The sequence below is a fragment of the Candidatus Cloacimonadota bacterium genome (assembly GCA_020532085.1).
Classification (GTDB): domain Bacteria; phylum Cloacimonadota; class Cloacimonadia; order Cloacimonadales; family Cloacimonadaceae; genus Syntrophosphaera.
In genome coordinates this window covers 1-12,407 of sequence record JAJBAV010000020.1, presented here as the reverse complement: position 1 = coordinate 12,407, position 12,407 = coordinate 1, and the positions used below count along the sequence as shown (strand labels likewise).

Below are 12,407 nucleotides of genomic sequence, written 5' to 3'. Positions count from 1 at the left end.
CTAAACCCGTGTCAACAAGAGTCTCAAGGCATGATCACCAGCTTGGCCACCCGGACCGCGCCAGCTGATTTTAAGCGGCAGAGGTAGATACCGGTCGGTAGACCGGCAGTGTTAAAGACTGCTTCACTGGTTCCAGCGCTAAAATCCCAAACTTTCAGCAGTTGGCCCCGCAGGTTATGTATGCTTACCGAAGCTGATTCGTCTTCCGGCAGATCCGCTTTCAGCACAGCAGTGTCTCCCATAAGCAAAGGATTGGGCCACACGCTCAGGCGCGGTCCAGCCGCTTCCGGCACCTGTTGATCGTCGCTGAAAGATCCGCCGGAAGAAGCCTTGGCTACAAATCCACCGTATGGTCCAATGATTTGGTAGAGGCTGTTGCCTCCGAATACAGCCGCGGTGCCGAACCTGCCAACGGGAAAGCTGTTGCCCTCAGTGTCACAGGAAATCCCCTGGGTCCAGTCCTCGCCTCCGCCTCCCGCGCCCAAAGCCCAGATGAAATTCCCTGCCGGATCCAACTTTGCGGCAAGGCAATCAAAACCTCCGGCAGAGCTTGGCAACACGTGGCTTCCGCAAATGGTCGGATCGCTATAGTAGCCGCCCACGCAGACATTTCCTTCACCCCCGAGGGCGATGCCGCGCAGGTCTTGTGAGCCAGCGCCTCCTGCCTGGGCCACCCACAGCCAGGAGCCGGACTGATCAAGTTTACCCACGAAACCGTCCCCTCCCGCGTCACTGCTGGTAAGGGTAATGGGGCCAAAACTGGCGGAAACAGTGAAACATCCAGCCACATAGCAGTTGCCAGCGTTATCCGCGGCCACAGCCCAAGCCTTGTCAGACATGCCCCCTCCGGCTTTCCTGGCCCAGGACCAGGACTGGCCGCTGAATTTTGCCACAAAGGCGTCCAGTCCATCGCTGGCCAGTTGGGTGCTTCCCACCGCCATCTGGCCCATGAACAGACCCGCGATCACCAGATCTCCAAAGCCATCCACGTCAATGCCGTGGCCCCAGGATCTGTCGCCGTAGGTGATTCCGAAGGTTGGATAGGACCAAACCCATTCGCCTGAAGAGTCCAGCTTGGCAACGAAAGCTGCCGGCTCATCGCCACTGAGAGTGTTCAGGATCGTATCACCAAAGATGGCATTGCCCTTAATGTAGCCTGTAATATAGGAGTTGCCCTGCGGATCGGCAGTTATGGCATGTCCGCGGTCGTCGCCGTAGGCTCCGGTGTCGCCGTTTTTGTTCGCCCAAAGCCAGGTTCCGTTGGGGTTTGCTTTGGCCACGAAAATGAAGCCGCTCCCTCCGGAAAGGGTGGTGGAACCAAAAACCGCGCCATCCCCGGCATAACCGGTGATCCACACGTTGCCGGCGTCATCTGCTGTGATCCCAAAAGACTCATCGCCGCCGGGCCCCCCGCCCCGCGTGGCCCAGAGCAGTTCACCGGAGGGAGAGTATTTGGCCAGGAAGATGTCATCGCCTCCGGCGCACTCCAGGGTGACTGAGCCAAAAACGGCGTTGCCGCTGAACCAGCCGGTCACAAAGCAGTTGCCGGAACCGTCGGTAGCCGTGGCGTAGGGCAGGATGTTGATGGGAGCTTCCATCTGGTAGGCCCAAAGCCATTGGGGGGTTTGGGCTGTGAGAATGCTGGCGGATGCAACAAGCGCCAGAAAGCAGGCAAAACTTAGTAAAGCTCGCATTTTGACTCCTTGGGTTCAGGATGCTGTAAAAATACGCGGGTTCCATAGCTGTCAACATATTTATTCTCCTCAATACCGGTGATGAACTCCCGCCATCGGTATAAATCCCAATTTATGCTTGACATATTCCCCTTGCGACGCAAACAGGGACAACTCACCCCAACAGGAGAAATAGTGGCACAGGTAGTTTACACCGAGTATGATCCCCGCTTTGCCAAAGCCGTGGCGGCGATGTGGAACCGCAGCGGCGATGGTTGGAACGGCCGGGTTTGGAACAGCAGCGAAACCAAAGTGTTGCAGGAAGAGCGGGATTCCCCCTATCTGAATCTCTGGCTGGCCCTGGCCGGCGGAGAAGTGATCGGCTACGCCAAGCTGACCAAGTACTCCATGGAGGATGGTGTGGCCTATGTGGAGCTGATCTCGGTGGATCCGGCCTGGCATGGTCAGGGGATCGGCAAAGTTCTGCTGCATAAATGCGTGGAGCGGTCTGTGGAACTGGGTTATCAGCGTCTCGACCTGTTCACTTGGCCGGGCAACACCAAGGCTGTGCCGCTCTACAAGAAATGCGGCTTTTTCTGGGAACGGATGGAAACCCAGGCCACCCATCTGATGAATTTTCTGCCGGGGATCATGAACAGCGGGTATTTCAAGCCTTGGTTCACGTTTTTCCATTGGTACGACGACCTGAAGCGCGACCTGACCATCGCTCCCGACGGCAGGGAGGCCAACGGATTTGAATTCTATGACTATCTCTGGGTAAAGGACGGACGCCAGCTGGCGATCAGCTTTGAGAAGACCGGACGCGGGATCACGGCCTTTACCACGGAGGAGATCGCGGTGGAATGCAGGGTAGATCAGGCCCGACCTGTCTTCGGGAGTGAGCACAGGGTATGCTTTGAAATCACCAACCGCTCCAGAAAACCGATCCCGGTGCAGATCGAAGGCCGGGATGACGGCAATGTGAATTTTATTGCAAGCCACAGCTTTGTACTGGTAAAAGAGGCCACCTGGGAAGCGGGATTCAGCCTTTCGGAGCCCCAGCCCGGAGACGATGAATGGCAGACACTGCCGGGAGTTAGGACGCTGCTGACCCTGGGGGGACAAGCCGTGGAAATGAAAACTGGGCTCAAGAGCCAGTATCCGCTCACCCTGTCCATGTTCACCGAAGCGAACCTGCTCATGCCCGGCCGGGAGTACGTTCTTAACCTCAATATTCAGAACCAGTTTGATACGGCCGCCGAATTCGAGCTAGAGTTCCTGCCTCAGGAACCGGCCACCCTGGCTGAAAACCGGCGGCTGATCAGCCTCACGGCCCAGGCCAGGGCAAGTGTGCCCCTGCGGATCAGCTGCTCCCGCGGCTGCCTCTGGACCCCCACGGTGCGAGTGATCGCCAGGCCAGAAAAAGGCCGGGAAGTGAGATACGTAAAACGCTGCGAGGCCATGTTGAGGTCATTCGCGGGGCGCGACCAGAAAACAATGGATGGCTTTCACGCCCTCATCAACGGCCCGCACATCCTCACGGTGGGCAGCAGGCAAGGCAAAAACCGCGCCAGCTTCTCCACGGTGTTCGGCGAATATTGCCACTTCCCAGTCCCGATGCTTGGCGAGCCTTTCTCCGAAGAGCTGGAACATCTCGACCCCGTGGAGGTGGTTCTGGAGGAACTTCAAGAGGCCAATCAGATCACGCTGCGCTATCGCAGCCAGGATTTTCCGGGGGCGGAATTCGCCCTCATCCACCGGCTACACCCTTCAGGTATGCTGGAATGTTGGGTCCGGATCATCAGCCTTCCTGAGAACGCCAAAACCACCCTGCGCTTTCGGGTGATGCCAAACAGCAGCTTCATCACCTATGAGCACGGGGATGAACTGCACAGCCTGGAACGCGATCAGATAGAAGCGGAACTGGAATGGCTCCCGGAAAACCGCGTGACCGGCAACTTCATCTTTTACGGCCGGGCCGGCATCACCACCGGCTTGGTTTGGGATCCGGCCCTGCATGTGAGGGTTCAGAACTGGTATCTGGCCTGGGACCTGGATCTCAGCGCCATGCTCCGGGCCGGTGAACTGGAAAGCCAGCCCATCCGCTTCTTCCTGAACCAGTTCCAAAACGCCCTGCAACTGCGGGATTACGCCCGGGGATGCTATGTGCCCTACGAAGCGGCCCATACTTCTTTGGAACTGCTGGCCAACTCGGGGAATCCCGTTTTGACCGGTCCTTTCAGCGTGGAACTGCTTTGGCGCCAGGACCGCGATCTGGGTGGGTCGTTCAGCTTGAGCCTTAATGGGCTGGACCTCAGGGAGGTAAAGGTTCTGGAGCAGGGGACAGGCCAGCGCGGCGTGAGCTGGGATGTATTGGAACAGCCGGACGCTCCGCTGCTTGAGCTTTGCTGTGACGCCGCCCTGCCGCTGTACCACCTGTACCGAAGGCAAATCCTCCTGCGTCCCCGCGGGGAGGTGAAGATCAGGAAAGAAGGAGATTGGCTGCGGGCGGATAATGGAGTTCTGAAGCTGGGCGCGGCGGTGGATTCTGATCTGCCGGTACTGCTGTCGCTGGAGAGTGAAGACGGGGAGTGGCTGGACCAGGCCTGGCCGGAATACCAGGCCAAATCGCATTACAACCCTTATCCCGGCGGCCTGCACGCGCGTCCGGCAGGGATCTCGCTGGCCGAACTGCGCAAGGAAAAACACAGCTTGGGCGCCGCCGCGGTGAACGATCAGCACGGCAATACCTGGATGGGGCTGGTCTATGAAACTCGGATCGAAAACTACAAGCCGCTCAAAAGCTTGTGTTTCCGCCACTATTATCTCACCCTGCCCGGGCTGCCTTTGCTCGTCATCACCGCGGAAGTGGTCTCCGGAACTGGTTTTGCAAACTTCGAGAGCATTCCGCTGATGGGCTTTTTTGCCCCAGGGGGTAAAGTGGAGAATTGCCGGGTGCACCTTCCCCTCGACGCGAACCGCTGGCAGAGCCTGGACGCGGGGAGGGAAGATGTGCGGCTCTGGGAATCCATGCGGCACCTAAGCGTGGAAAACAAGAATGCAGGGAGACTACTACAGATACTCAGCCCAGGCAAGGCCAACACCGGCTTCCACATCGACAAAGCGGTGGCCCGTTTCCGCATGGAACGTTTCAGTCCCCGGCTGCTGGATTATCCCAAGTGGCTGAAGCCGGTCTTCATCATCTTCAGTCCGCAACGCCTTGAGTGGGCTAGCTGCGGCCAACTGCTGGACCTGCGCTTCGGGCCAGCTAGTCCAGCATGATCCCAGGATCCGCAACCCTAAGGTGGCCTTTCTGCGGTTTGTGGCGGCCTGGCCAAATGACGCAACAGCTTTAACTGTCAAATGTTTTTGGCTGGCTGATCTCCGCAGCGATTGAGATCGACCACCCAAGTTGATCTGAACAAGACACCCTCGCCCAGCAGCAATTCCTTTTGCAGGCTGCCTCCGGCCTCCGGGGGAAGGGCGATCTCGCCGGATGAGCGCACGATCCTCCACCACGGCAGATCATGCCTGTCCGAACAGGAATGCAGCACCCGGGACACCTGTCTGGCCCCACGGGGGATCCCAGCTTCCGCGGCGATTTGCGCGTAACTGGCCACCCTGCCGGCGGGAACGGCAAGGATGGCCTCAATTATTGCCTGGGTGCTGTTCACATCGGTTCAGGCGGACTGGCCGCGGGAACTTCTGGCTGACTGTATGCTGCTTGCTGAACCTGGCCTTTGAGGCGTTGGTAAAAGATGGTGCTGGCCATGGTGGTATAAGAAGAGAGCAGCAAAAATCCCAGGCCCCAGGTCAGGCAGGCCAGCAGAAACCAACCGATGAACGAGAACAGCAGCGAGAAATATTCGGATTTGTGCCCCTCCATCATCTCCTTGCTCTTGCGCAGGGCTTCCTGGGCCTCGATCTTGGGGTCCTCGGCCATGATGAAGAAGGTCATCGAATAACTGATGGCGGCGATGATCCCGGGCACAACCAGCAGCAGGGACCAAAGGAAAACGTAGAGGCACATCAGCAGATAGGCCACCAGCGAACGGGAAAAATCGTTGAAGCCCTGGAACATTTCCTCGATCTGAAAGTCCTGCCGGTGCCACAGCTTCAGAAAGATCCGGGAAATACCCAGCATCAGGGGTCCACCCACGATCAAGGCCACGATCCCGCCGATCCCCAAAGTGGCCGGGACCAGCGATAGCACCGCTCCGAAGATCAGCCAAACCAAGGCCAGGTTCAGCCATTTGTCCTTGAGAAATTCTCTCGCCTCGCGGCGGATCTCTTCGTTGTTCATCTCTCCTCCCAGAGGTTTATGTTTGCGGTTCGTTTAAATAAAGTCCACGATCCTGTCAATCATTTTCGGAGGGGGAGAGTAATTTTTACACAGAGGCTTGGAGATTAAGAGATAGAGAGATAAAGAGAAAAAGGGATAAAGTCGATTCTACCGTGGGGTTGGGAGCCCAAATGCGGGCCCATCCCTTCCCTCATTTTCGTTTACAAAACTCTGCTTTGCCCCTGCCCTTGCTCTGCTTATCTCTGCGTTCAACCCCCTTTTCCCGGTGTCTCCGCGTCTTCCCATCACTGTGATAATACCCGCGCCTGAAAGTCTCAAACCACGCGCACCCGGATCATTCCGGCCACCCGGCGGTCCAGCACATAGCGGGCGTCCCCCACGGCTATCACGATGTTGGGTTCCCCGGGCTCGTTGCGCTGGGCGATCACTCTTTTACCGTGGTAGAGCCCGCGTTCGATGGTTTTGATGTCGTTGTTGCAGGTGATCAGGGCTTCTTTGCCGGTGCTGAGGTCGGCCAGGCTGATGCAATCGCCGCTGAGGCAATGGCAGGCTTTGTGGCGGCCTCCGAATCTGCGGCCGAACTGGCGGAGGCGAACGCGGTCACGTCTCGATAGCATGTTTTCTTCCCATTAGTTTGAGGCTGGCCACAAAGGCCACCGCCAACAGGAGGCAGAGGCCCAGCCAAAGCCAGGACTGTGGATTGAAGGCCAGCAGTTGGAAGGCGATGGTGGCCACGATCCAGGCCAGCAGCGTGAGATAGCCGAAGGTGAAGAGGCTCCAGCGCCAGCCGTGTTCCTTGTGCAGGGCGGCCAGGGAGGCGGCGCAGGGCGAATAGAGGAGAATGAAGATCAGGAAAGCGATCCCGGAAGCTGTGCCGCCGAACGTGCCGGGGATGGCGGCTGGATCAGGATAGAGGCTTTGCAGGGTGCCCACGATGGCTTCCTTGGCGAACAGCCCGGAGATCAGGGCCACCGTGGCCTGCCAGTTATCCGCGGCTATGCCCATCGGCCTCAGCAGCGGGGTGAGCAGCTTTCCGCCCAGTTCCAAAACGCTGGCCTGCGCACCGTTCACCGGAATCACGAAAGCCTGCAGCAGGGTGATGATCACGGTCACCAGCAGGATGGTTTGCCCGGCGCGCAGGATGAAGTCTTTCAGGCGGTGCCAGGTGTGCATGCCAATGGCGTTCACTGTGGGCAGATGATAGGGCGGCAGTTCCATCACGAAGTTGCCCGGTTGGGTCTTGAAGAGGGTTTTCTTCAGCGCCAGCGCGAACAGCATGCCCATCACCACCCCGAAGAAATAGAGCCCGAAGATGGCCAGATCGGCCCTCCGGGGAAAGAACAGCAGGCCCAGATAGGTGTAGACCGGCAGTTTGGCGCCGCAGCTCATGAAAGGGGTGAGCAGCGAGGCGAAGATGCGGTCCCTCCTGCTTTCCAGGGTGCGGGTGGCCATGATGGCCGGCACGGTGCAGCCAAAACCCACCAGCAGCGGGATGAAAGCCTTTCCGGGCAACCCCACCCGGCGCATGAACTTGTCCGCGATGAAAGCGGCGCGGGCCATGTAGCCGCTGTCTTCCAGCAGGGAAATGCACAAAAAGATGAAGAAAATGGGCGGGATGAAAGTGGCGATGGTGGCGATCCCGCCGCCGATGGCGTCGGCCAGGAAGTATTTCAGCCAGACGGGAAAGTTCCAGGCCAGCAAAAGAGCCCCGCCTTTGTCCACCAGCAGCCAGTTCAGGCCGTCGCCGATCCAACCGATCAGGGGCTCGCTGGCCCGCACGGCAAGCAGGAAGACCAGGTACATCACGCCAAAAAAGACCGGCAGGCCCCAAACGCTGCTCAGCACCACACGGTCGATCTTGTCCGACAAAGTGGAGCCGGTTTTGCTCTTGTGGCGCGCCACGTCTTTCACCAAACCGCGGATGAAGCCGTAGCGGTCATCGGCCAGGGCGGCGGCGGAGGATTGGTTGCGGTGTTTTTCCACGGCGCGGATCTCGCGGTCCACCTCATCGAACCAGGCCGGGGGCAGGGCCGCGTGGAACCAGGGGTCCCGTTCCAGCAGCTTCAGCGCCGTCCAGCCCAGGGGCAGTTCCTTCCAGGCTGCCGGCCAGGCGGGTCCGTCGCTGTGCCGCAGCAGGAAGTTGCCAATGTTGTAGAGGTGCTTTTCCACCACCTCGTCGTAGCGCAGGTCGGCTTTCCGGGGTGACTTGCCCAGGCAGGCGTCGATGTTGTCAAAAAGCTGGCTGGGATCGAAACGGCGGGAGAGCACCAGAGGTTGGATGGGGCAGTTGAGATGGCTCTTCAGATGCTCCAGGTCCACCTCGATCCCGTTTTGGGCGGCGATGTCCATCATCGAAAACACGATTAAAAGCGGGACCTTCAGTTCCATCAACTGCAGGGTGAGGTAGAGGTTGCGCTCCAGGTTCGAGGCGTCCACGATGTTGATCACCAGATCCGGTTTTTTCTGCACCAGAAAGTTGCGGGCCACCAGTTCGTCCGGCGATCCGGCTGCCAGGGAATAGATCCCGGGCAGGTCGATCACCTCGTAACGCCGGCCTTCGCGCAGGAAAAAGCCCTCCTTGCGTTCAACGGTCACACCCGGCCAGTTGCCAACGGTCTGGTGTGAGCCGGTGAGGGCGTTGAAGAGCGTGGTTTTGCCCACGTTGGGGTTGCCGGCGAGGGCGATGACGGGGTTGTTTTTGCTCATGGCCTATTGATTCTCATTCTCACGGCATTTCCAGCAGAGGCCCCGCACCTGGATGTTCACCTCGTCCAGGCGGAATTTCAGGTTGGAGGCTTCCTGCTGCAATGACTTGTTCAGTCTGTCCAAGGGAGTTTCCTGCACCCAGCCGCAGCGGGAGCAGATCCAGTGGATGTGGCGGGGATGGCCGTAGATGTGTTCAAACACATCACGGGAGGATGAGCGTAGCGAATGTTGGATCAGGCCGGCCTCCGCCAGCAGGGGCAGGGTGCGATAGATGGTGGCCAGGGAGATCCGGCGCTTCAGGTCTTTCAGCGAGGCGTGCAGCTGCTCGGCGTCGAAGTGCTCGTGCAGGTTGAACACCGCGTCCAGGATCTCCCGGCGGGGAGTGGTGAGCTTCAGCCCCTTGCGGAGCAGAAACTGCTCAAAAACAGCGACTTGGTCATCCATGGCGTTATCCTTTAATGAGAATCAGTCGCATTATCTCAAGCCCGGGATTTTTGTCAAGGACTATCGCATGTCTTTCGGAGCGACAATCGCACCCTGCCCCCGGTATAGATATAAGCCCTCACAGGGAAACTCAGATTGCATGACCCAAACATCACGACAGTGAGTCCGGCCTGGAAGTCATCGCTGTTCACATCTTTCTCGACGCCAGCCTGGCTCCAAGCCAGCGTTACTTGATCCGCGCGGCGCGCAGGACCTGGGATTTGCCTGCGCCCGGATCGACCCTGAAAAAGTAAATGCCCGGGGCAGCATCGCGCCCCTGAGTGTCTTTACCGTCCCAATCGATCAAATTGACGCCGAAGGAAAGGTCTTCTCTGATGATTTCAGACACCAGTTGCCCTCTGATATTGAACACTCTGACTTTGACCTGGCGCAGGGTCGGGGTGTTGCTGAGGAGCTCGATGGATGCCTGGTGGGTGAAGGGGTTGGGATAAATGCTTTGGGGCAGCAAGAGCTCTGGTTCCGGAGTTTCCCCGCTGCCGGGCGCGCGATAGACTTTTTGCAGGTACAGCATTGGCGAGGAGCCGCATCCGCCGTAGGCTGACCTTCCCCACAACACATAGGCGCCGGAGTTGATCTCCACCAGTTGGTTGAAGGCGGTGTATCCTTCCGGATCGATGACATGATCGCCGGGGAGGCAGGGCTCACCTTCCGCGGTGAAGCCGAAATGGCTGAGATCTCCGTAGGGTTGCCGGAACAGGATGATCTGTACCGTGCCGGCGGGAACCACTCCGACAGGATATCCGGAGTGGGTGAAGGCGAAACACTTTCTTCAATATTAAATTATTTTCTCAGTTTTGAACAGCAACCACTCTATAAAAATGCTCAATATAATCCGTCAATGCGCCGATATGGGTGTAAGAATTGCACACGACCTCACCCAGAAAGTTGAAAGTATCAGGGTCGGCATCAGTGCTGGAATAGACGAGATAGGCGTCGGGAATCAGCGATTGGTTGTTGGTATCCAGGTTCACCGCGTCCCAGCTGAGCAGAATGTCATTGCCCAACCTTGAGAGGTAGAGGTTTTCCGGTGGTTTTGGTCTTGCCGCTTGAAAGCTCAGTTTGGCAACAAAGATATCGTGATCTCCGTTTGAAATGTGGGTGGTAGCTCCGAAGCTTACTGCGCCAGAGAAATGACCGGTTAGGAATGCATTATCCGCTGCATCTACGGTAATGCCTAAACCCTCTTCCCAGTATTCTCCGCCGGCACTCACTACCCAAAGCCAGTAGCCGTCGGGGTCAAGTTTGGCGATGAAGATATCGTTTTCACCGCATGAAGCTATGGTGTGCACGCCGAAGGTGGCTGTGTCCCAAAAATATCCCGTCAGATATGCATTGCCCGCTCCATCCACGGCGATACCCTGTCCTATATCAGAATATCCAACCACTCCCGCACTCACAGCCCAGAGCCAGTTACCTGCTTCGCCTAGCTTAGCGGTGAAGATATCGCCCTCTCCGTTTGAAATGAGGGTATGAGCGCCAAAAGTGGCTATGCCATAAAAATAACCGGTCAGGTAGGCATTGCCCGAGCCATCAACAGAGACGCTATTCCCAGCGTCAAAACTAGTTCCCCCCGCTTTGGCTGCCCAAAGCCAGTTGCCTGCGGGGTCTAGCTTGGCGGCAAAAACATCCCATTCTCCGCTTGCTGTGATGGTGTACGCACCGAAAGTGGCTGTGTAATTAAATTCTCCAGTCAGATATGTGTTGCCTTGGTTGTCAATGGCGATGCTCAGCCCAAAGTTATCGCCTGTACCGCCAGCCCAAAACGCCCATAGCCAGTTGCCATTGGGACCAAGTTTGGCGATGAAGATATCAAATCCTCCGCTGGATGTGAGTGTGTAAGGGCCAAAACCGACGCTTGACTGAAAAAAACCAGTTAGGTAGGCGTTGCCCTCATCATCCACGGTTATGCCTCTGCCTGAGTCATTACCAGTCCCGCCCGACCTTATAGCCCAGAGCCAGTTTCCCGCTGGAGCCAGTTTGGCAATGAAGATATCATTATATCCGCTAGATGTTAGTGTGTCAGAGCCAAATCCAGCGCTTGCCTGAAAATACCCGGTCAGATAGGCGTTGCCCTCCCAATCTATGGCAATCCCATAACTATAGTCATTTGATATCCCGCCCGCCCTGACAGCCCAAAGCCAGTTTCCCGTGGGGTCTAGCTTGGCCGCAAAGATATCGTTTTCACCGCTGGATATAAGCGTGTAGGGGCCGAAAGTGGCTGTTCCTTGGAAACATCCGGTAATATACTGATTTCCTTGGCTGTCAGTGGCTATATCATGACTCTTTTCAGAGTTTAATCCACCAGCTACAGCTGCCCACTGCCATTCTGGGTTTTGAGCGGTCAATCCAACAACACCCAAAACCAGCGCTAAGCATATCGTGAGGCCTTTCACCATATTCATTGTTCCTCCTTGTAGAAATATATAAGAGTCGATGCCATTTTATATGATAGGATGGAATAATGTCAAGCGGAATCTACACGAACGCCGTCATCAGGATTCAACGGGATTTCTATAAAGTATCAAGTGAAATTGCATATAGTATCACTTTCGATGCAAATCGCTGTTTTTAGTGAGACTCCAGTATCACCCTTTTTGCAAATCTGTTTCACCCTTTTTGCAAATCTGTTTCACCCTTTTTGCAAATCTGTTTCACCCTTTTTGCAAATCTAGTATCACCCTTTTTGCAAATCTAGTATCACCCTTTTTACGTGTAGGGTCAGGATAGATGAAATTGTAGCACTGCCCCGGGCTGCCAATGTCCCTATTTAACCAAAGTTACTTTTCTGTTTGCTATATGCTCACCAGCTATTGTGAGGTTTACAATGTATAGACCACTGGTGCAGTTGTTTCCATTTTGATCCTTACCATCCCACACTATGACCTGTTCGAGGGAACTTCTTGGGTCAAAGGAAAATGCCCTAACTTTCTGCCCTTTGATGTTGTAAATATCAATGCTCGTTTCACTTATGCCAGTCATTTTGTTGCTGTATTCAACCGGTATAGATATTTTGATGTTAGAAAACGTCTGGAAGGGATTGGGATATACGACAAGTATTATTGCTGGAATCTCAGGCACCACTGGATCATCGTTGCTTACCCAATGCTCAGAACCGTATTCATAACAACCCATATCTATCCTACCATTCCATATTCGCCAGTTACCTGCCAGGTCATATGGAGGCAAGAACAGACCCAGTGTATCAGGTGTGCCGGTATTGA

General features: G+C 56.4%; 10 protein-coding genes. 1 reads left to right on the top strand and 9 read right to left on the bottom strand.

Translation table 11 applies throughout. The features are described 5' to 3' along the window. Positions 1-23: 23 nt before the first annotated feature. Positions 24-1,694 carry a T9SS type A sorting domain-containing protein gene (locus LHW45_06520; GenBank protein ID MCB5285227.1) on the bottom strand — a complete coding sequence of 557 codons (1,671 nt, stop codon included), beginning with the start codon at positions 1,692-1,694 and terminating at the stop codon, positions 24-26. 174 nt (positions 1,695-1,868) lie between these two features. Here LHW45_06520 and LHW45_06515 point away from each other — a divergent pair, with 174 nt between their 5' ends. Next, positions 1,869-4,955, top strand: a complete 3,087-nt coding sequence (locus tag LHW45_06515) for a GNAT family N-acetyltransferase (protein MCB5285226.1) — start codon at positions 1,869-1,871, stop codon at positions 4,953-4,955. A 77-nt stretch (positions 4,956-5,032) separates the two neighbouring features. On the opposite strand, the gene LHW45_06510 is transcribed toward LHW45_06515, so the two are convergent. The 8 genes from LHW45_06510 to LHW45_06475 all read right to left on the bottom strand — a co-directional run. After that, positions 5,033-5,347, bottom strand: coding sequence for an MGMT family protein (locus LHW45_06510; GenBank protein MCB5285225.1), 315 nt, complete (start codon positions 5,345-5,347; stop codon positions 5,033-5,035). Further along, positions 5,344-5,976, bottom strand: coding sequence for a DUF975 family protein (locus LHW45_06505; protein MCB5285224.1), 633 nt, complete (start codon positions 5,974-5,976; stop codon positions 5,344-5,346). Before LHW45_06505 ends, LHW45_06510 begins: the two co-directional genes overlap by 4 nt. Positions 5,977-6,290: 314 nt before the next feature. Beyond that, positions 6,291-6,593: a ferrous iron transport protein A gene (locus LHW45_06500; GenBank protein ID MCB5285223.1), complete on the bottom strand. Its 303-nt coding sequence runs from the start codon at positions 6,591-6,593 to the stop codon at positions 6,291-6,293. Continuing rightward, positions 6,577-8,682 carry a ferrous iron transport protein B gene (gene feoB / locus LHW45_06495; protein MCB5285222.1) on the bottom strand — a complete coding sequence of 702 codons (2,106 nt, stop codon included), beginning with the start codon at positions 8,680-8,682 and terminating at the stop codon, positions 6,577-6,579. The genes LHW45_06500 and feoB overlap by 17 nt, the downstream gene beginning before the upstream one ends. Before the next feature lie 3 nt (positions 8,683-8,685). Then, positions 8,686-9,126: a transcriptional repressor gene (locus LHW45_06490; GenBank protein ID MCB5285221.1), complete on the bottom strand. Its 441-nt coding sequence runs from the start codon at positions 9,124-9,126 to the stop codon at positions 8,686-8,688. Positions 9,127-9,352: 226 nt separating this feature from the next. Then, positions 9,353-9,913, bottom strand: a complete 561-nt coding sequence (locus LHW45_06485) for a T9SS type A sorting domain-containing protein (protein ID MCB5285220.1) — start codon at positions 9,911-9,913, stop codon at positions 9,353-9,355. A gap of 61 nt (positions 9,914-9,974) precedes the next feature. After that, positions 9,975-11,588 (bottom strand): SBBP repeat-containing protein, encoded by a 1,614-nt coding sequence (locus LHW45_06480; GenBank protein ID MCB5285219.1) that lies wholly within the window; start codon positions 11,586-11,588, stop codon positions 9,975-9,977. Positions 11,589-11,949: 361 nt separating this feature from the next. Further along, positions 11,950-12,407: T9SS type A sorting domain-containing protein (locus LHW45_06475; protein MCB5285218.1), on the bottom strand; the 458-nt coding region annotated here is incomplete at its 5' end.